Here is a 19,731-nt window from a genome sequence, read left to right as displayed (position 1 = left end):
CATTTGCTAAACGCAGTAAAAATCTGTTAAAAACCGCTTTACCGATTTTTCTATATAAGGGATAACAAGATGTCGATTTTTGCTGTTATCAGCCACCAACTGACGCGATTTACTGCGCCGGTGATTATTTTGGCTTCCATCACCGCCTTTATTGAACCGGCTACTTTTGCCTGGGTGAAAGGCGACACGCAGATTTTGGTATTGGGCATCATCATGCTCGGCATGGGCATGACCTTGGGCAAAGCCGACTACCGCATTTTGGCGCAGCGGCCGTTGGATATTTTGGTGGGCGCGGCGGCGCAATATACCATCATGCCGTTGGTGGCGATTGCTGTGGCCAAAGCGCTGGATTTGTCCACCGGCCTGACGTTGGGCTTGGTATTGGTCGGCACGTGTCCGGGCGGGGTTTCTTCCAACATTATGTCTTTTTTGGCTAAAGGCGATGTGGCGTTTTCGGTGGGAATGACCACGGTTTCAACCTTGCTCGCTCCGGTGATGACGCCGCTGTGGATGATGTATCTGATCGGTGAAACCGTCGATATGGACGGCTGGGGCATGTTTAAATTTATGCTGCTGGTGACGCTGCTGCCGGTGGTCATCGGCTCGGTGTGCAATATGTTCTTTAAACATAAGCCTTGGTTTGCCGATGTCCGCGCGGTGATGCCCGGCGTGGCGGTGCTGGCTTTTGCCTGTATTGTCGGCGGTGTGGCAGCGGTACACGGCCACCGCTTTATGGAATCGGCACTGGTAATGTTGGTTGCCATCGCGGCCCATAACATCATCGGCTATATTTTGGGCTACTATTCCGGCGCATTGTTCGGCATGGACACAGCCAAAAAACGGACGTTGGCCATTGAAGTTGGCGTGCAAAACGCCGGTTTGGCCACGGGCTTGAGCGCGAAATTTTTCCCAACCAACGCCGAATCCGCCGTCGCTACCGCCGTGGCCTGTGTATGGCACTCGGTATCCGGCACCGTGTTGGGCAATTTGTTTGCTTGGTGGGATAAGCGCAAAGCGCAATAAGGTCGGGGTATCAAAAGGCCGTCTGAAAGTATTGCTTTCAGACGGCCTGTTTTTATGAACGGTGTTTGTTCAACGCCTTACTTCGCGGCTTCCAAAGCTTGCGCCAAATCGGCCAGCAAATCGTCGATGTGTTCAATGCCCACGCTCAGGCGCACCATGTCGGCACCGACACCGGCGGCGGCGAGTTCTTCGTCGTTTAACTGGCGGTGGGTGGTGCTGGCCGGATGGGTGGCGAGTGATTTGGCGTCGCCAATATTCACCAACCGCAGGAAGAGTTGCAGCGCGTCGATGAATTTGGCACCGGCTTCGCGGCCGCCTTTGATGCCGAAGCTGAGCAAGCCCGATGCTTTGCCGCCGTAGTCGCGGTCGATTAAGGCTTTATACGGGCTGTCGGCCAGCGCGGGGTAGTTTACCCATTCTACTTGCGGGTGGCTTCGCAGGAACTCGGCCACTTTTACGGCGTTTTCGCAATGGCGTTCCATACGAAGGGCAAGCGTTTCCAAGCCTTGCAGCAGTAAAAACGCGCTTTGCGGCGACAAGGCCGCGCCGGTATTGCGCAGCGGCACCACGCGGGCACGGGCGATGTAGGCTGCCGCACCGAAATGCTCGGTGTAGTTGACGCCGTGGTAAGACGGATCGGGCTGGTTGAAAATTTTGTCGAAACGCGGATTGCCGGCCCATTGGAATTGGCCGCCGTCAATAATCGCGCCGCCGATGGTGGTGCCGTGGCCGCCGATGTATTTGGTCAGCGACTGCACCACAATATCGGCACCGTGTTCAATCGGGCGGAACAAAGCCGGAGACGGCACGGTATTATCTACCATCAACGGCAAACCTTGTGCGTGGGCGGCTTCGGCAAAGGCTTTGATGTCCACCACGTTAATCGCCGGATTGCCGATGGATTCGCAATACACCAGCTTGGTGCGTTCATCGGCCAGCGCGGCGATTTGCTCGGGCTTGTCGGCATCGGTAAAGCGCACTTCAATGCCTTGGCGCGGCAGGCTGTGGGCGAAGAAATTGTAGGTACCGCCGTAGAGCGTTTTGGTGGCGATGATGTTGTCGCTTCCACTAAGGTTTGCACGGCATAGGTAACCGCCGCCATGCCGCTGGCCACGGCCAATGCGGCGATGCCGCCTTCGAGCTTGGCCACCCGCTCTTCCAATACGGCGGTGGTCGGGTTCATGATGCGGGTGTAGATATTGCCCGGCACGGCCAAGTTGAACAAATCGGCGCCGTGCCGGGTGTCGTCAAAGGTATATGACGTGGTTTGGTAAATCGGCACGGCGGCGGCTTTGGTGGTCGGGTCGGAATGATAACCTGCGTGCAGGGCGATGGTTTCTCGTTTCATGTTTTCCTTTTCCTTGAAGTCGTTATTGTTGAGGCCGTCTGAAAAGCCTTGTTCAGACGGCCTGAGACCTTTGCAAAACCCCATGAACCACCAATAAAAACCCAAACAGCCGTCATTCCCGCGCAGGCGGGAATCCATCTTAAAATTTCAGAAACTTATTTTATTCAACAGTTTGCCATACTCAAAAATGGATTCCCGCCTGCGCGGGAATGACGTCGGTTCTTTGTACAGTGGCTTTTCAGGCAGTTTTGGAAAGGTCGCGGCCTATATTTTAAAACACCATCACAAAACGCGTTTGAACAAATCCAGCATATTTTGCCATGATTGCTCGGCCGCTTCTTGCTGGTAGCCTAAATCCACACCGTTGCGCTCACCGTTGTGAGTGGCTTTCGGATTGGTGAAGCCGTGTTTGGCATTGGGGAACACGTCAATATGGAAACGGGCTTCGGCGGCTTGCATTTCGGCCCGGAAAGCTTCGACGTCTTCCATGGTCACCAAGGTATCCGACTCACCGTGCTCAATCAGCAATTCGCCTTTGATGGTGCCTTTTTCGGCCGGTTTGGAAGGGGTCAGGTTGCCGTGGAAAGTGGCCACCGCTTTCAACGGCGTACCGCGGCGGGCGGCTTCCAGCACCACACGGCCGCCGAAACAGAAACCGATGGCGGCCAAGCGCCCGCCGTCGCTTTCAGCTTGTGCCGCCAGCGCGTCTAAAGCCAGCTGTGTGCGTTCGGCCAGCAATTCCGGATTATTCACCAGCTTCATCATGTTTTCACCGGCCACCGTAGCATCTTCGGTGAGCATGGCGTTGCCGTATAAATCAGCGGCCAACGCAGCATAACCTTGTTCAGCCAAACGTTCGGCGCTGCTTTTGGCGTGTTTGCTCAAGCCCCACCATTCGGGTGCAACCAACACGGCGGCGGCTTTTCCACCTTGTGCCGGATAGGCGAAATGGCTTTGCAGGGTGGTACCGCTGCTGTCGGTATAGCTGACGGTGCGCGTGAGAATGCTCATGGGATTTCCTTTCTCTAATGGTTAGACTCGGGTGGGATTTGGGTTGGATTAGGCCGTCTGAAAAAAATAATTTCAGACGGCCTATTAGTATCATTAAACCTTGATTTTACTCAACACATAATCAATGTCTTTGTCGCCACGGCCGGACAAATTCACCAGTAGGCGCTTGCTGCTGTCGAGTTCGGCAGCGCGGCGCAAGGCGTAGGCGATGGCGTGGGACGATTCCAGCGCCGGAATAATGCCCTCTTCGCGCGACAGGGTCAAAAACGCATCCAAACATTCTTGGTCGGTGGCGCATTCGTAGCGGCCGCGGCCGTTGTCTTTCAACAGGCAGTGTTGCGGGCCTACGCCGGGATAATCCAAACCGGAGGCGATAGAATGCACGGCGGCAGGTGTGCCGTCTTCTTCTTGCAGATAGTAGCAGTTAAAGCCTTGAATGTTGCCAAACCTGCCTTTGGCCATGGTCGCGGCGTGGCGGCCGGGTTTATCCAAACCTTCGCCGGCCGGTTCGACACCGACCAAATTGACCGATTCATCATCAATAAAGGCATTGAACAAGCCGATGGCATTCGAACCGCCGCCCACGCAGGCCACCACCTCATCAGGCAAACCGCCATATTGTTGGGCAAACTGCTCGCGCGCTTCATGGCCGACAATCGATTGGAAATATGCCACCATTTCCGGATAAGGCGCCGGGCCTACCACCGAACCGATGGCGAACATGGCGGTACCCAATTGCGACAAATACGATTCAAACGCCGAATCCACCGCCTCTTTCAGCGTACCCGCACCGGCAGACACCGGCACGATTTTCGCGCCCAAAATTTTCATGCGCGACACATTGGGATGCTCTTTGGCAATGTCGACCACGCCCATGTGGATTTCACATTCCAATCCGACCAAGGCCGAAGCGGTGGCCAGCGCCACGCCGTGCTGACCGGCGCCGGTTTCGGCAATGACTTTGGTTTTGCCCATTTTTTTCGCCAGTAGCGCTTCACCGATGCAGTGGTTGATTTTGTGTGCGCCGGTATGGTTTAAGTCTTCACGTTTCAGAAAAATCTGTGCGCCGCGTTGCGACAGGCTTTGGGCATGATAAATCGGACTCGGACGGCCGACATAAGCCGCCTGCAGGCGTTTCATTTCATTGATGAAATCTTCATCGCCGATGATGTTGTGAAACGCGGTGTTTAATTCTTCTAAAGCCTTGGCCAATTCGGGATGGCCGATTTTGCCGCCGTGTTTGCCGAAATTGCCGTCTGAATCCGGCAGAATCATGGGGTTTAACTGCTCTTTTGCCATGTTTGACTATCCTCTATTATCGGTTTCATTGAGGCCGTGTGAAAAGTGTGGCGACGGCGAATCTGTTTCTATTATAAACGATTTACCTGTGATTTGTTTTAGACTAATTTGTCAAATTATTTGTTTAAAATAAAAATATTATCATTTATATACAAGCCTTTGTCATTTTCTGCTTGTTTCAGGCGGCGTTATTTCCCACACTAAACTACATCCGACTACAAACCAGGAGGAACGCATGAAACAATTAGCGATGTACATCAACGGCCGCTTTGAAAACGATTTCCAAGGCCAATGGCGCGATGTATTGAACCCCTCGGCCGAAGAAGTGATCGCCAAAGAGCCGAAAGGCAGTGCGGCCGATGTTGACCGTGCGGTTGCGGCGGCACGTTTGGCGCAAACCGGATGGGAACGCACACCGGCGGTCGAGCGTGGCACGTATTTGCGAAAAATTGCCGGCGGTATTCGTGCGCGTGCTGATGAACTGACCGATGCCTCGGCAACACCATCGTGGTAAAACCGGGCAGCATTACCCGATTAACTGCCACATCTTCGCCGAAATCGCCGATTCAGTCGGTCTGCCTGCCGGTGTCTCCAACGTGATCAACGGCGCAGGTGCGGAAATCGGCAATGCCTTGCCGGCGCATCCGCAAGCCGACATGGTGAGCCTGACCGGTTCGGTTGATGCCGGCCGCCAAGTGATGGAAGCCGCATCGCAAAACATCACCAAAGTCTCACTGGAATTGGGCGGCAAAGCCCCTGCCATCGTGTTGAAAGACGCGGATTTGGACTTGGCGGTAAAATCGATTTTGGCATCACGCGTGGGCAACCGGCCAAATCTGTAACTGCGCCGAGCGCGTGTATGTGCACAACGGCGTGAAAGACGCGTTCACCGAAAAAATGATTGCCGCCATGCAGGGCGTGCGTTTCGGCAATCCGGCCGAAGCAGAAAACGGCACACTGGAAATGGGCCCGCTGATTGAAGAGCGCGCAGTGAAACCGGTGGCCGAAAAAGTCGAGCGCGCGGTGCAGCAAGGCGCAACTTTGGCTTGCGGCAAACGCGCCGAAGGCAAAGGCTTCTTCTTCGAGCCTACGGTGTTGACCAATGTCGACAACAGCATGGACATCATGAAAGAAGAAACCTTCGGCCCGGTATTGCCGATTGCAAGCTTCGAAACGCTGAACGAAGTCATCGGCTTGGCTAATGATTGCGAATTCGGCCTTACCAGCTCGGTATACGCCACCAACCTGAACGAAGCCTTCTACGTCACCCGCCGCCTTCAATTCGGTGAAACCTACATCAACCGCGAAAACTTCGAAGCCATGCAAGGCTTCCACGCCGGTTGGAAAAAATCAGGTATCGGAGGCGCCGACGGCAAACACGGTTTGGAAGAATATTTGCAAACCCAAGTGGTTTATCTGGAAACCGATATTTAAGCAGATTGAATTCATCTCATTGAAGAAAGTAATTCAATCAAAAGGCCGAGACCTGTGCAAAACTTCAGACTGGAGTACAGTTTGACGTTACAGCAGCGCAAAAAGCGAAGACAGACCATCAAGATAGGCAAGTTTTCGAGCAGCACATAATGAAGAAATGTGCCAAAGATGACGATTTTGCAAAGGCATCAGGCCGTCTGAAAACTTCAGACGGCCTGCTATTCATAATGAAAAACAAAAAAGCCCGATGTTAACCATCGGGCTTTTGCCAAGACTAATTGCTTCATGCTCAATCTTTGCGGGTTTCCACCAAAATCATCTCAACTTCAACGTTTTCAGCTTCCACTTTCGGCACATCGGCACGGCGTAAACCGTATACCTTTTCCGGTTGCGCTTGAGCCAAAGCGGCAACGGCCTCAGGGTTGGTTTCGACAAACACCAATTCGCCCAATGACGGCATCGCATCGGCAACGGCCTGCTCTTTCTCCACCACTTCTTGCACCGCTGCTTCAACTTCTTTAGAGGCTCTGGCCGCAATCAGCTCGTCTTCCATGACCGCTACGGCTTGGGCTTCTTGATCGGCCGGCACGGCGGTCATCGGCAAAAATTCATCCGCCGCCTCAATGGCAAATACGGAAGTCACAGCAGCGGCTACGTTGCCGACAGCGTTATCAATGATGACACGTTCGTCATCGGTGCTTTCTTCCACACGGATGGCTTCCGCTTCATGCGCTTCGGTTTCAATGGCGAAAGTTACGGTTTCGGCTTCAACCGGCTCCGGAATCACAACCACCAATGGTGCGTTCTCCTCCACTTCGGCCACCGGCTCGCCCGGTACGGCAACCGCCACCGGCGTTTGCTCCACGGTTTCGCCAAACACATGCGCCACGGCAAAGCGTACTTTATCCGCTGCATCGGCGATATTCAGATAATGCTCGATTTTCTCGGCAGACGGAATATTGCGTTTTTTGTTGCTGCTGCGGCGGTCACGCTGATTACGGTTGTTGTTGCGGTCGCGTTGGTTGCGGCTGTTGCGCTCGCGCGGCTGCTTTTCAGCCGCCGGTGCGCTTTCAACAGCCACCTCTGCCACGGTTTCCGCGGCAACATTTTCGACCACTACATTTTCTTCAGCAGTTTCAACGGCAACGTTTTTGTTGGCATTGCGGTTGTTGCGGCTGCGCTTGTTGGCAGCAGGTGCGGCTTGCCCGCCGGTTTCAGACGGCATATCGGTCAGAGCAGCAACCGAGGCGGCGGCTTGGTTGCGTTCTTCTTTATTTGAACGGTTGCGCTCGCAGCGGTTGCGGTTGTTTTCCTTGCCTTCCGCTTTGGCTTCGGTCTTGTTGTCGGCTTTGCTGTCAACGGCTTTCGTTTCTTTGGCTTCGGCGCTGACTTCGTGCACTTCTACCTTGCTGCCGTCGCGTTTGTTGCGGCGCGGGTTTTGGCGGCGGTTTTGCTGGCGGCGGTTGTTGTTGCCGTTACGGTTGCCGTTGGCTTGGCGTTTTTCGGCTTTCTCTTCCACCGGTTTTTCAGGCTCGGCAGAGGCCGTCGCGCCACCGAAGATTTTGCCCAGCCAGGCCTTGAAGTTGTCCCACCAAGTGGCCGGTTTTTGCTCGGCCACGGTCGGCGCCGGTTGGGTGTGCTGCACGCCTTTTACCGCAGGTTCAGGGCGGGCGGCTTTGGCGCGCTCGCTGCCGAACGGTTTGGCGTTTTCGTCTTCAGCAGGCTCGGCCACGCGTTTGTAGCTCGGCTCGCCGTCTTCTTCCACATCATCGGTGCGGATGCGGCTGATTTCGTAATGCGGATTTTCCAGGTGAATGTTCGGAATCAGCAATACGGATACGTCCAAACGCTCCTCCATACCAAACAGTTCGGCGCGTTTTTCGTTCAGCAGGAAGGTCGCCACATCCACCGGCACTTGCGCATGCACTTCGCCGGTGTTGTCTTTCATGGCTTCTTCTTGAATGATGCGCAACACGTGCAGCGCGGTCGATTCGATGCCGCGGATCACACCGGTCCCGGCACAACGCGGGCAGGCCACATGGCTGCTTTCACCCAAGGCCGGTTTCAAACGCTGCCGGCTCAACTCAAGCAGGCCGAAGCGGGAGAGCTTGCCCATTTGCACGCGCGCGCGGTCTTTCTTCAGCGCGTCACGCAACACGTTTTCGACATCGCGTTGGTGTTTCGGGTTTTCCATGTCGATGAAGTCGATGACCACCAAGCCGCCCAAGTCGCGCAAACGCATTTGGCGTGCCACTTCTTCGGCCGCTTCCATATTGGTTTTGAACGCCGTGTCTTCGATGTCGGCGCCGCGTGTGGCACGGGCGGAGTTGACGTCAATCGATACCAGCGCTTCGGTGTGGTCGATCACAATCGCACCGCCGCTGGGCAGGCTGACGCTGCGTGAGAACGCGCTTTCGATTTGATGTTCGATTTGGAAGCGTGAGAACAGAGGCGTATGGTCTTCGTAAAGCTTCAGGCGGCCTATGTTGTTCGGCATCACATAGCTCATGAATTCAGACACTTGGTCGTGCACTTCTTGATTGTCGACCAAAATCTCGCCGATATCCGGACGATAGTAATCGCGGATGGCGCGGATCAGCAGCGAGCTTTCCATAAACAGCAAATACGGATCTTTATGCGCTTCGCCCGCTTCTTCGATGGCGCGCCACAGTTTCAGCAGATAATCGAAATCCCACTGCAGTTCTTCCACGCTGCGGCCGATACCGGCGGTGCGCGCGATCAGGCTCATGCCGCGCGGCACGTCCAATTCGGCCATCGCGGCTTTCAGTTCGGCGCGCTCTTCGCCTTCGATACGGCGCGATACGCCGCCGCCGCGCGGATTATTCGGCATCAACACCAAATAGCGTCCGGCCAGGCTGATGAACGTGGTCAGGGCTGCGCCTTTGTTGCCGCGCTCGTCTTTTTCCACCTGCACAATGACTTCCATGCCCTCTTTGAGCACGTCTTGAATGCGGGCGCGGCCGCCTTCGTAATCTTGGAAATACGAACGCGACACTTCTTTAAACGGCAAAAAGCCGTGTCGGTCGGTTCCGTAATCGACGAAACACGCTTCCAACGACGGCTCGATGCGGGTAATCACACCTTTGTAGATGTTGCCCTTGCGCTGTTCTTTGCCCAGCGTTTCGATGTCCAAATCCAATAAATTTTGGCCATCGACAATCGCAACGCGCAGCTCTTCGGCTTGCGTTGCATTAAATAACATACGTTTCATGATAGTAACCTCGTTTGGCTGCACCGTCTTTTCAGACGGCCTCACGCAGCCGGCTGGCACTCACGAGGCGGGACACGCTGCTTACTTGAACATTAGGCAAGCAGGCTGGTGGTCCTGATGTAATCAGTTTTTGAGTTGAATTTCCGCAAGGTTTCATGCCGTCTGAAAAAATACGGTCATGTACGGTCGGGTTCGGATAAAGAAGGTCATAAAGAACAATTCGGTATCATGAAATGAAAGACACCGCCGCCTGTATACCATCTTTTCAGTATGTCAGGCCTAAAATTAAGCGCGGATTGAACATCATCAAGCCGCATAAATCAGGTAGCCGTCATCTTCTTCATCGTTTGCCTGTTGTTATTCTTCAGATTGCTGCGCGGCGGGCGGAACCCTGAAAATCCGTTCGTCTTATGCTCTGTGAGATGGGCAAATCAATTCAAACTTAATTACGCTCTCCCGTTTACTGGCTGTCTATAAACAGAAGGAAATGCTTTGTAGAGTGCGTTTTTAATATAAAATCTATTTTTAACAGTAAATCCGTTTTCCGGAAGGGATTTTCCCTGCGGCAGCAGCTGTAATTTTATGTTGCCGCGCGCCGTTTGCAAAACGGTGAAAACGAATGTTTGGATTATAGAGAAAATGCACCCAATACGCAAAGATTCAGTCAGCCAAATTACCCTTACCGAACACGAAGCAGGCCAACGTCTTGATAACTATCTGATAAAAATTCTCAAGGACGTGCCGAAAAGCCATATTCACCGCATTATCCGCGCCGGTGAAGTGCGGCTGGATAAAAAGCGCTGCAAGCCCGACACCCGCATCGCAGCCGGCCAAGTTTTACGCATTCCGCCCATCCGCATTGCCGAAAAACAAAGGCCGTCTGAAACCGCCCCAACGACTCCCGCGCGCGAATTTGAAATTGTCTATGAAGACGATGCCTTGTTGGTCATCAACAAACCTTCGGGCGTAGCGGTACACGGCGGCAGCGGCGTGAGTTTCGGCGTGATCGAACAAATCCGCCAAGCCCGCCCCGAAGCCAAATATCTGGAACTGGTGCACCGCCTCGACAAAGACACCAGCGGCCTGCTCATGATTGCCAAAAAACGCAGCGCCTTGGTGAAACTGCACGAAATGATCCGTAACGACCACCCGAAAAAAATCTATCTGGCATTGGGTGTAGGCCGTCTGAACAACGACCGTTTCCACGTCAAACTGCCATTGTTCAAATACACCGGCGCACAAGGCGAAAAAATGGTGCGCGTGAGTGATGAAGGCCAATCGGCGCACACCATCTTCCGCGTACTCAAACGCTATTCAGACGGCCTGCTGCACCAAGTCGGCCTGTCTGCGCTTACTTTGGTCGAAGCCGCGCTCAAAACCGGCCGCACCCACCAAATCCGCGTGCACATGCAGTCACAACACAGCCCCATTGCCGGCGACGAGCGCTACGGCGACTACCAAGCCAACAAACGCCTGCAAAAACTCGGCCTCAAGCGCATGTTTCTCCACGCTTGCGAGCTGCATTTAGACCATCCGCTCACGGGTGAAAAACTGGTTTTAAAAGCCGACTTGCCGCAGGAATTGACGCAATTTATCGTGATGTTGGACAATCAGCATCAGGCCGTCTGAAAAAGACAAATAAAACAAAGGCGACCTTTCCTGAAAAAATCCACTTTATCCAAGCCATCGGTAGCTGTATCGGCCACATTTGCCCTCTCCGGCTGCCATTTAACCAGCCGCGCGTTAGACAACATCGACGCGCTGCCTGAAACCACCATCAAGGATGAAAACATCTATTCTTTCGGCCTCGCCCAACCCGACAGCAAAAACCTGCCGCCCAACCGCTTGGTGATGCTCGCTGAAAAACGCCCCATGTGACCGACATCACGCCCGAAGCCGTCTGTGTTGAACGCGAAAGAGGTAACTACGGACTAAGCGGTGCAGGTGTTGCCTCGGCAATGATTCTGACTCCGTTTGCCATTGCCGGCGATCTGATTATGCTGCCGGTTATGCCGTTCCTTGGGCCGTTTATGCGGCCCAGAGGTACGAAAATATAAGCAGATGGGATGGGCTTTTCAGACGGCCTCGAGACTTTTGCAACATCCTTAAATATCTGAATGCCCGTGATTTCAGGCCGTCTGAAACAAAGGAACCGATTATGAAACCGAAACTCGTCATTTTCGACTGGGACGGCACGCTGGCCGACACCACCCTGCCGATTATCGCCACCGTGCAGGAAAGTTTTACCGAAAACGGTCACGCCGCACCCGAAGCCGACCAAATCCGTCCGCTTATCGGCTACAACCTGCCGACCATCGTGTGCCGCCTTGCGCCGGATTTGAACTTGCACCAACAGGAAGAAATCATCGAAACCTATGCCGCGCATTACTTAAACCCGAACAACCGCAACATGACCCTGTTCCCCGATGCCATCCCCTGCTTGGAAACGCTGAAAGCGCAAGGCTATTGGCTGGCCGTGGCCACCGGCAAAGGCCGCACGGGTTTGGACAACTCCATCGCCCAAACCGGTACTGCCGACTTTTGGCTGGCCACCACCTGCGCCAGCGAACAGCCGTCAAAACCGGCGCCGGATATGGTGTTGAAATTATGTGACGAGCTCGGTTTAATGCCGTCCGAAACCATTGTCATCGGCGACACCACACATGATTTGGACATGGCCGCCAACGCGGGGGCACCGGCGATTGCGGTCACCACCGGCGCGCATACGGAAGAAAAACTGCGCACCAGCCCGCATTTGGCGATTTTGCCGAATTTGTCTGCTTTACCGGATTTTTTGGCGGCTTTGTAAACCGGATTGCGAACAATAAACAGCTGAGACTTTTGCCAATCCCAGATTTAAGTGCAGGCCCGGTTCAAGCAGTACATAAAGCTCAGGCATATTATCAAAAAGATAGGCATGATTCCGAGCAGCGCATAATCGAAAAAATGTACCACAGACGGGGATTTTGCAAAGCACTCGGGCCGTCTGAAAAACAATGTTTCAGACGGCCTTTTTTGTATTCGCCTCATCATAAGAAAACTTTATTTTTGTCCGCAAAACCGACACCCAATTACATACACAGATGCATGCTGTTGTACGGCTACCACCCGCCGAAATCTGCCCGCACCTTGTCTTTTCACGCGTTTTAACAAACCATGAAAGGCTTTGAGGCCGTCTGAAATTGCCCTAAACCGGCAGAAGTATTAAAATATCAAGTAATTAAAATACATCCAAACCGCACGCTGTCTTATGAACCCGACGCCCTTTATCGAAATGAAAGACGTGGCTTTTGCCTATGGCGGCCGCCTGATTCTGAGCAATATCAATTTCACGATTGCACAGGGGGCGTTTGCAGCCGTAATGGGAGGCTCGGGAAGCGGTAAAACCACGCTGATGCGCCTGATTACCGGCCAGATTCACCCGCAGCAGGGGCAGGTATTGATTGAAGGTCGCGACTTGGCCGAGTTTTCCGCCGCCGAATTGCATGAGCACCGCCGCCGTATGGGCGTTTTATTCCAACACGGCGCGCTGTTTACCGATTTGACCGTGTTCGATAACGTGGCGTTTCCGATGCGCGAACTGACCAAGCTGCCTGAAGCGGTGATTCGTGATTTGGTGTTACTGAAACTTAACGCCGTCGGTTTGCGCGGCGTGGAAAAATTGATGCCGTCCGAACTTTCCGGCGGCATGGCGCGACGTGTGGCCTTGGCGCGCACCATCGCGCTCGACCCTGAAATTATGCTGTATGACGAACCGTTTACCGGTCTCGACCCGATTTCACTGGGCGTGATTGCCCACTTAATCAGCCGCGCCAATACCGCGCTGCGTTCGACCAGCGTGATGGTGTCGCACGATATTGAAAAATCACTGCAAATCGTTGATCAAGTAATTTTCTTGGCACACGGCGAAATCATGTTCAGCGGCTCACCTGCAGAAATGCGCGAACTCGATTCGCCGTGGGTACAGCAGTTTGTCGGCGGCTTGGCCGACGGCCCGGTGGCCTACCGTTATCCGGCGCAAACGACTTTGCAGCAGGATTTATTGGGCGGTTAAGAATACGCATTCAGCCGGCCTGTGTACCATAGAAGGCCGGCTGAAAAAATAAGGAGGCGCCAATGCCTTCTACCCCATATAAAACCCGCCCCGGCACCATAGCCGTTGTCATCAACGATGTCGCAGCCAAACTCGGCCTGACCTTGGCTTCACTATGGAAACGCTTGGGCGCGGTGTTGATTAACCAATGCCTGGCGATGGTGTGTTTTATCGTGATGGTGGCCGTATTCAGCCTGACCGACCAATACACGCTCGATACTGATGCGTTTTTGTTTATCAACTTGGGCACTTTTTTTCTGTTGCTGCTGGCTTATCTCGGCATGCAGCTTCATTTTATCCGCCGCCACGGCCAAACCATCGGTAAGAGGCTGATGAAGATTCGGCCGATATTGGAAGCAACAGGCGGGCAGCTGACTGCGGCACAATATGTGTTCAAGCGCGAACTGTTGATTTATGTCATCAACAGCTTGGTCGGCCTGCCCATTTTGATTAATGCTTTTTTGGTGCTTTCGCGTGGCTACAACCGCCGTTCGCTGGAAGACATGCTGGCCAAAACCATTGTCGTGAACGCACCAGACCATTAAATGAACTTTTTCTGTTTTCAGACGGACTGATGAATAGGCCGTCTGAAAGATAACCGTTTTAAAAATATGAATTTTATCCAATCCGTCGGCTCAAAAACCTTGGGCTTTATCCAATCTCTCGGCAGCGTCACCTTGTTTCTGCTGCAAATTCTGGCGAAATCGGCCACGGCTTTTACCCGCCCGCGCCTGAGCATCCGTCAGATTTATTTTGCCGGCGTGATGTCGGTCTTGATTATTGCCGTTTCAGGCTTATTTGTCGGCATGGTGATTGGTTTGCAGGGCTATACGCAATTGGCGAAATTCAAAGCCGCCGATGTGTTGGGCTATATGGTGGCCGCTTCCCTTCTGCGCGAACTGGGGCCGGTATTGGCGGCGATTTTGTTTGCCAGCAGCGCAGGCGGTGCGATGACCAGCGAAATCGGCCTGATGAAAACTACCGAGCAGCTTGAAGCGATGAATGTGATGGCGGTCGATCCCGTTGCCCGTGTGGTGGCGCCGCGCTTTTGGGCAGGCGTGTTTTCTATGCCGCTTCTGGCCTCGATTTTCAACGTGGCCGGCATTTTCGGCGGCTATCTGGTCGGCGTGCAATGGCTGGGCTTGGACAGCGGCATTTTCTGGTCACAAATGCAGAGCAACATGACCATCAGCTACGATGTCGTCAACGGCCTGATTAAATCGGTGGTGTTCGGTGTGGCTGTTACCTTGATTGCCGTGCACCAGGGCTTTCACTGCGTACCGACTTCAGAAGGGATTTTACGCGCCAGCACGCGCACGGTGGTGTCTTCCGCCCTGACTATTTTGGCGATTGATTTTGTTTTAACCGCATGGATGTTTACTGAGTAACGACAATGAAAAAAAGTATTTTAGAATTTTGGGTCGGTTTGTTTGTCTTGCTGGGCGTGGCGGCACTGGGCTTTTTGGCCTTCCGCGTAGCAGGTGGCACGGGCATGGGCAGTGCACAACAAACCTACACCGTGTATGCCGATTTCAGCGACATCGGCGGGCTGAAAACCAATGCGCCGGTTAAATCGGCCGGCGTATTGGTCGGCCGCGTTTCCGCCATCACACTCGACCCCAAAAGCTATCAAGCGCGCGTAACCTTGAATCTCGACAAACAATACGAATTCAGCACGGACGTTTCCGCCCAAATCCTCACTTCCGGCCTCTTGGGGAGCAATACATCGGCCTGTTGCAGGGCGGCGACATGGATAATTTGGCCGAGGGCGACACCATCAGCGTCACCAGCTCGGCCATGGTATTGGAAAACTTAATCGGCAAATTCATGACCAGCTTTGCCGAAAAACAATCCGGCGATTCTGATTCAGCCGCTTCGGGCAACGCAGATTCGGCCCCATAAACACAACAATATTTTTTAATTTAGGAATACACAAACATGAAAAAATCAGCTTTCTTCAGCGCCTTGGGCATCGGTTTATTGAGCATCAGCTTAGCCGCCGCTCCTGCGGATGCCATCAACCAAATCCGCCAAAACGCGACCCAGGTTCTGACCATATTGCAAAGCGGCGATGCCAACACCGCCCGCCGCAAAGCCGAAGCCTATGCCATGCCTTATTTTGATTTCCAACGCATGACCGCCTTGGCCGTGGGCAATCCTTGGCGCACCGCCACCGATGCGCAAAAACAGGCTTTGACCAAAGAATTCCAAACCCTGTTGATCCGCACCTACTCCGGCACCATGATGAAATTCAAAAATGCCAAAGTAAACGTGAAAGACAATCCGGTCGTTGCCCGCAACGGTAAAGAAATCACCGTACGTGCCGAAGTGAGCGCTGCCGGCGAAAAACCGGTCAACATGGATTTCACTACCTACCAAAGCGGCAACCGCTACCGCGTGTACAACGTGGCCGTTGAAGGTGCAAGCTTGGTGACCGTTTACCGCAACCAATTCGGCGAAACCGTTAAAACCAAAGGCATAGACGGCCTGATTGCCGACTTGAAAGCCAAAAACAGCGGCAAATAATCCTTAAGCGCACGGCTTTAGCCGTGCCTTTTTACGCCAAACTTCACAGACTCAAAACCTCATGAATTCAGAAATCCGCGACAACGTGCTGTATCTGAGCGGCGACATTACCGTCAAAACCGTGACCGATTCAGCCTACCGCCAATTCGAACAGCAATGCCGTCTGAAAGAAACCGACGCGCTGGATTTAAGCCATGTCAGCTATGCCGATTCCGCCTGTGTGTCGCTGCTGCTGACCGCATTGCGTTTAAAAAACAAAGCCGTCCAATTGCGCCACATTCCCGAATCGGTGCGTGCGCTGACTGATTTGTACGAAATTAAAGACTGGGTGACCCCATGAGAAAAACTGCTGCTTCCCTGCTGCTCATCAGCTTATTCGCTGCCCAACCGGCCTTTGCCGAACGTAATCCGGCCGACCCTTACGAGCCCTACAACCGCGCCGTATCCAAGTTTAACGATAAAGCCGACCAATATGTCATGTCGCCTGTTGCCCGCGGCTACCGTAAAGTCACGCCGCAGCCCGTGCGCACCGGCGTGAGCAACTTCTTCAACAACCTGCGCGACGTGGTCAGCTTCGGCAGCAACGTGTTGCGTCTCGACATCAAACGCGCCAGTGAAGACTTGGTGCGCGTCGGTTTGAACTCCACCTTCGGTTTGGGCGGTTTGATTGACGTAGCAGGCGCAGGCGGCGTACCCAACAACAAAAATTCCTTGGGCGACACCATGGCTTCATGGGCTGGAAAAACAGCAATTACTTTGTAGTGCCGCTGCTAGGGCCTTCTACCGTGCGCGATACCTTAGGTACTGCTGTGACCGTGGCTTATCCGGTGAAGAATGCCGTGTTTGAAACCAGCGCCGGCCGCTGGGGCACCACCGCACTCAACGCCATCAACACCCGCGAAAGCCTGCTCGATTTGACCGACAGCTTGGAAGGTGCCGCCATCGACAAATACAGCTACACCCGCGATTTGTACATGCGCATGCGCAATCAGCAGACCGGCGGCCAAACCGTGCAGAGTGCCGATGAAGACATCGACATCGATGATTTGGTCGACAGCGGCAGCACCACGCAAAACATGCCTATCGAAGCGACCGAACCCGATACCGCCGCACCGGCAGACGACTGGGAAAAACTCCAGCCGGCCGGCAGCGGTATGATCCGCTTGGATTGATTCGCCTTAAAGCTCTCAGGCCGTCTGAAAACATACATTGCTTTCAGACGGCCTGAGCATTTTATAAAACCTCGGATTTAATGCCGTTCGAAATTGACCCATCACATAATGGAGAAATGCACCGGATGGGCGTTTTGTTAAGATTTCGGCCTTTTCATGACACCACCTTTGGGCTATTATTCCGTTACGGTCTAAACAAAAAGACCGGGTCATCCGCTCTACTCAACAAAAGGAACCCATCATGTACGAAGTCAACCGCAGCGTCTTTTTACTCGTGCCGCTCGATCCGTTTTGGAACTGGCTGCAATCCCTGCCCGGCAACCATTTGGCCGATTTGACTTTGGAAAATTTACAGGCCGATGCCAATGCCTATCTCGTTCGTCCGTGCGAAACTTCCGATGAAGTATGGGACGAAATCGAATCGCGCTTTGAGGACATTTTCGCAGCCGAACTGGCCGACTGGTGCGAAGACGAAAGCGAATGGCCGGATTTGCACGCCGATATTTTCAACGAATGGTTCGATATCCAGCTCTCCACCGTCATCACCGACTTGGAAGCCGGGCCATTGGCGCGTGAAGCGTTCCAACCCTTGAATTTGAATTAACCTTTGACAGGCCGTCTGAAAACACATTTCTGCATCGCCGTAAATTTTCAGACGGCCTCATAAACCCATGAACATCCGCGTCCGCAATTACCACATCGACAGCTACGGCCACGTCAACCACGCGCGCTATCTTGAGTTTCTCGAAGAAGCGCGCTGGACGTTTTTCGACCAACGCGGTTTATTATCGCTGCCGGACAACGTGCATTTGGTCGTCGCCCGCATCGACATCCGTTACCGCCGACCCGCTGTTGACGGCAACGAATTGCGCGTACACAGCCACATCAAAGAATTAACCGCACGCCACCTGCTGATGACGCAAACCATCGAGTTGGTGCACAGCGGCAAAAACGCTGTCGAAGCCGGCATCACGCTGATGCCCGTCGATGCCGCCAGCGGCCGCAGCATCCGCTTTCCCGACAACCTGTTAACCTCACTTGAATCATTGATCGCATGAAAAAACTGATTACCCTCGCCGCCGTAGCCATTGTCGGCGCATTGCTGGCCTTTATCCTGATTCCCGACAACAAATCCGCGCCGGCATTCAGCCTGACCGATTTGCAAGGCCAAACGGTCAACAACGCGAGCCTGCAAGACAAAGTAACCTTTATCAATTTCTGGTTCCCATCCTGCCCCGGCTGCGTGAGCGAAATGCCGAAAGTCATCAAAATGGCCAAGGATTATCAGGGCAAAGATTTCCAAGTATTGGGCATTGCCGAACCGATTGACCCGATTGAAAGCGTGCATCAATACGTCAAAGAATACGGCCTACCGTTTACCGTGATGTATGATGAAGGCGGCACCGTCGGCAAAGCCTTCAGCACGCAGGTGTACCCGACTTCCACGCTCATCAACAAAAAAGGCGAAATTCTGAAAACCTTCGTCGGCGAACCGGATTTCAACAAGCTTTACCAAGAAATCGACCAAGAATTGGCGAAATAAGTAATGATGAAAGGCTGTCTGAAACGGAGAAGTTTCAGACGGCCTTTTGCATCCATCAGCGATTAATCCAAGACCTTTGCAAAGCGCCAGATTTGCGTACAGTTCGAAGCGAGGTCAGACAAAAAGCGCAGGCATTACCTAGATAGACCGGCTTTCAAGCAGGGCATAACGAAGAAATGTGCCAAAGATGAAGAATTTGCCAAAACCATTAGGCTTTTTCTTCAAAACGCTTCGCCGCTTCGTCCCAGTTCACCACATTCCAAAACGCTTTGATGTAATCCGGACGGCGGTTTTGGTATTGCAGATAATAAGCGTGTTCCCACACGTCCAAACCGATAATCGGGTAGCCTTTGCAACCGGCCACTTCTTCTCCCATCAGCGGCGAATCCTGGTTGGCGGTTGACACCACTTTCAGGCGGCCGCCGTCCCACACCAGCCATGCCCAGCCGGAACCGAAGCGGCTGGCAGCCGCTTTTTCAAATTCGGCTTTGAATTCGTCTACCGAACCAAAATCGCGCTCGATGGTTTCTTTCAGACGGCCTTGCAAGGTCGTGCCGGTTTTCAGGTTTTTCCAAAAGAAAGAATGGTTGGCATGGCCGCCGGCATTGTTGCGCAACACGGTTTGCTTGTCGCTCGGCAATTCTTTCAGGCGGGCAATCAATTCTTCCGCCGGCAAAGCGGCAAACTCAGGCAGCGATTCCAACGCCGCATTGGCATTGTTGACATAAGCCTGATGGTGCTTGGTATGGTGAATGTTCATCGTCATTTCATCGAAATGCGGCTCCAAAGCATCGTAGGCGTAGCCCAGTTCGGGTAAAGTGTAAGCCATGTGCGTTCCTTTCTCTTTGCAGTTGTGTGCAGCCAATTAAATAATATTGATATTAATTTCCATTTAAAAAATATGCAAGCCCAACCGCACGCTGAAGATAAGCACACAAGCCCTTGACTTATCCTTTATAATAACTCTCAACCCATTATTTTTTTCAGACGGCCTGCTTTTTCAGCTTTCAAAACCGAACGATATCCCATAGGCCGTCTGAAACACCAAAC

General features: G+C 53.3%; 15 protein-coding genes and 4 pseudogenes. 14 read left to right on the top strand and 5 right to left on the bottom strand.

Annotated elements, in window-relative coordinates; genetic code table 11:
* The first annotated feature begins 69 nt into the window (after nucleotides 1–69).
* Entirely contained in the window at nucleotides 70–1,023 is a 954-nt protein-coding gene (locus CGZ65_RS01400) for a bile acid:sodium symporter family protein (protein ID WP_096294548.1), read from the top strand.
* Between the two features lie 77 nt (nucleotides 1,024–1,100).
* On the opposite strand, the pseudogene CGZ65_RS01395 reads toward CGZ65_RS01400, so the two are convergent.
* The 3 genes and pseudogenes from CGZ65_RS01395 to trpB form a co-directional block, all read right to left on the bottom strand.
* Nucleotides 1,101–2,371 (bottom strand): annotated as a pseudogene (locus CGZ65_RS01395) (O-acetylhomoserine aminocarboxypropyltransferase/cysteine synthase family protein).
* 282 nt (nucleotides 2,372–2,653) lie between these two features.
* Nucleotides 2,654–3,382 (bottom strand): dienelactone hydrolase family protein, encoded by a 729-nt coding sequence (locus CGZ65_RS01390; protein WP_096294547.1) that lies wholly within the window; start codon nucleotides 3,380–3,382, stop codon nucleotides 2,654–2,656.
* A 93-nt stretch (nucleotides 3,383–3,475) separates the two neighbouring features.
* Nucleotides 3,476–4,681, bottom strand: a complete 1,206-nt coding sequence (gene trpB / locus CGZ65_RS01385; protein WP_096294546.1) for a tryptophan synthase subunit beta — start codon at nucleotides 4,679–4,681, stop codon at nucleotides 3,476–3,478.
* Nucleotides 4,682–4,916: 235 nt separating this feature from the next.
* Here trpB and aldA point away from each other — a divergent pair.
* Nucleotides 4,917–6,115 (top strand): annotated as a pseudogene (aldA, locus tag CGZ65_RS01380) (aldehyde dehydrogenase).
* Nucleotides 6,116–6,404: 289 nt separating this feature from the next.
* Here the strand turns inward: aldA and CGZ65_RS01375 are convergent.
* Nucleotides 6,405–9,347: an Rne/Rng family ribonuclease gene (locus CGZ65_RS01375; protein WP_096294545.1), complete on the bottom strand. Its 2,943-nt coding sequence runs from the start codon at nucleotides 9,345–9,347 to the stop codon at nucleotides 6,405–6,407.
* Nucleotides 9,348–9,986: 639 nt separating this feature from the next.
* Between CGZ65_RS01375 and CGZ65_RS01370 the strand changes: the two genes are divergently transcribed.
* From CGZ65_RS01370 to CGZ65_RS01315, 12 genes and pseudogenes are all read left to right on the top strand, one after another.
* Entirely contained in the window at nucleotides 9,987–10,976 is a 990-nt protein-coding gene (locus CGZ65_RS01370) for an RluA family pseudouridine synthase (RefSeq protein ID WP_096296058.1), read from the top strand.
* Nucleotides 10,977–11,502: 526 nt separating this feature from the next.
* A complete protein-coding gene (locus CGZ65_RS01365) occupies nucleotides 11,503–12,156 on the top strand; it encodes an HAD-IA family hydrolase (RefSeq protein ID WP_198345362.1) in 654 nt (217 codons plus the stop codon).
* Between the two features lie 441 nt (nucleotides 12,157–12,597).
* A complete protein-coding gene (locus tag CGZ65_RS01360) occupies nucleotides 12,598–13,401 on the top strand; it encodes an ABC transporter ATP-binding protein (RefSeq protein WP_096294543.1) in 804 nt (267 codons plus the stop codon).
* 62 nt (nucleotides 13,402–13,463) lie between these two features.
* Nucleotides 13,464–13,985: an RDD family protein gene (locus CGZ65_RS01355; protein ID WP_096294542.1), complete on the top strand. Its 522-nt coding sequence runs from the start codon at nucleotides 13,464–13,466 to the stop codon at nucleotides 13,983–13,985.
* 66 nt (nucleotides 13,986–14,051) lie between these two features.
* Complete coding sequence (mlaE, locus tag CGZ65_RS01350) at nucleotides 14,052–14,828, top strand: lipid asymmetry maintenance ABC transporter permease subunit MlaE (RefSeq protein ID WP_096294541.1); 777 nt, start codon at nucleotides 14,052–14,054, stop codon at nucleotides 14,826–14,828.
* Between the two features lie 5 nt (nucleotides 14,829–14,833).
* Nucleotides 14,834–15,342, top strand: a pseudogene (gene mlaD, locus CGZ65_RS01345) (outer membrane lipid asymmetry maintenance protein MlaD).
* Nucleotides 15,343–15,378: 36 nt separating this feature from the next.
* Nucleotides 15,379–15,966 (top strand): MlaC/ttg2D family ABC transporter substrate-binding protein, encoded by a 588-nt coding sequence (locus tag CGZ65_RS01340; RefSeq protein ID WP_096294540.1) that lies wholly within the window; start codon nucleotides 15,379–15,381, stop codon nucleotides 15,964–15,966.
* Between the two features lie 61 nt (nucleotides 15,967–16,027).
* On the top strand, nucleotides 16,028–16,306 hold the full coding sequence (locus CGZ65_RS01335) for an STAS domain-containing protein (protein WP_096294539.1): 279 nt from the start codon (nucleotides 16,028–16,030) through the stop codon (nucleotides 16,304–16,306).
* A pseudogene (locus CGZ65_RS01330) lies at nucleotides 16,303–17,138 on the top strand (MlaA family lipoprotein). The gene CGZ65_RS01335 and the pseudogene CGZ65_RS01330 overlap by 4 nt, the downstream one beginning before the upstream one ends.
* Nucleotides 17,139–17,379: 241 nt before the next feature.
* Nucleotides 17,380–17,742 (top strand): VacJ, encoded by a 363-nt coding sequence (locus tag CGZ65_RS01325; protein ID WP_096294538.1) that lies wholly within the window; start codon nucleotides 17,380–17,382, stop codon nucleotides 17,740–17,742.
* Between the two features lie 67 nt (nucleotides 17,743–17,809).
* Entirely contained in the window at nucleotides 17,810–18,196 is a 387-nt protein-coding gene (locus CGZ65_RS01320; RefSeq protein WP_096294537.1) for an acyl-CoA thioesterase, read from the top strand.
* Nucleotides 18,193–18,681: a peroxiredoxin family protein gene (locus CGZ65_RS01315; RefSeq protein WP_096294536.1), complete on the top strand. Its 489-nt coding sequence runs from the start codon at nucleotides 18,193–18,195 to the stop codon at nucleotides 18,679–18,681. Before CGZ65_RS01320 ends, CGZ65_RS01315 begins: the two co-directional genes overlap by 4 nt.
* 208 nt (nucleotides 18,682–18,889) lie before the next feature.
* Here the strand turns inward: CGZ65_RS01315 and sodA are convergent, their stop codons facing one another.
* A complete protein-coding gene (gene sodA, locus CGZ65_RS01310) occupies nucleotides 18,890–19,510 on the bottom strand; it encodes a superoxide dismutase [Mn] (protein ID WP_096294535.1) in 621 nt (206 codons plus the stop codon).
* Between the last annotated feature and the right edge of the window lie 221 nt (nucleotides 19,511–19,731).

It is taken from the genome of Neisseria weixii, from assembly GCF_002327085.1.
GTDB classification, from domain to species: Bacteria; Pseudomonadota; Gammaproteobacteria; order Burkholderiales; family Neisseriaceae; genus Neisseria; species Neisseria weixii.
This window is presented reverse-complemented; position numbering and strand designations above follow the sequence as displayed.

Coding starts and splice junctions, on each gene's coding strand:
- CGZ65_RS01400 (WP_096294548.1), top strand. CDS start 70: ATGTCGATTTTTGCTGTTATCAGCCACCAACTGACGCGATTTACTGCG.
- CGZ65_RS01390 (WP_096294547.1), bottom strand. CDS start 3,382: ATGAGCATTCTCACGCGCACCGTCAGCTATACCGACAGCAGCGGTACC.
- trpB (WP_096294546.1), bottom strand. CDS start 4,681: ATGGCAAAAGAGCAGTTAAACCCCATGATTCTGCCGGATTCAGACGGC.
- CGZ65_RS01375 (WP_096294545.1), bottom strand. CDS start 9,347: ATGAAACGTATGTTATTTAATGCAACGCAAGCCGAAGAGCTGCGCGTT.
- CGZ65_RS01370 (WP_096296058.1), top strand. CDS start 9,987: ATGCACCCAATACGCAAAGATTCAGTCAGCCAAATTACCCTTACCGAA.
- CGZ65_RS01360 (WP_096294543.1), top strand. CDS start 12,598: ATGAACCCGACGCCCTTTATCGAAATGAAAGACGTGGCTTTTGCCTAT.
- CGZ65_RS01355 (WP_096294542.1), top strand. CDS start 13,464: ATGCCTTCTACCCCATATAAAACCCGCCCCGGCACCATAGCCGTTGTC.
- mlaE (WP_096294541.1), top strand. CDS start 14,052: ATGAATTTTATCCAATCCGTCGGCTCAAAAACCTTGGGCTTTATCCAA.
- CGZ65_RS01340 (WP_096294540.1), top strand. CDS start 15,379: ATGAAAAAATCAGCTTTCTTCAGCGCCTTGGGCATCGGTTTATTGAGC.
- CGZ65_RS01335 (WP_096294539.1), top strand. CDS start 16,028: ATGAATTCAGAAATCCGCGACAACGTGCTGTATCTGAGCGGCGACATT.
- CGZ65_RS01325 (WP_096294538.1), top strand. CDS start 17,380: ATGTACGAAGTCAACCGCAGCGTCTTTTTACTCGTGCCGCTCGATCCG.
- CGZ65_RS01320 (WP_096294537.1), top strand. CDS start 17,810: ATGAACATCCGCGTCCGCAATTACCACATCGACAGCTACGGCCACGTC.
- CGZ65_RS01315 (WP_096294536.1), top strand. CDS start 18,193: ATGAAAAAACTGATTACCCTCGCCGCCGTAGCCATTGTCGGCGCATTG.
- sodA (WP_096294535.1), bottom strand. CDS start 19,510: ATGGCTTACACTTTACCCGAACTGGGCTACGCCTACGATGCTTTGGAG.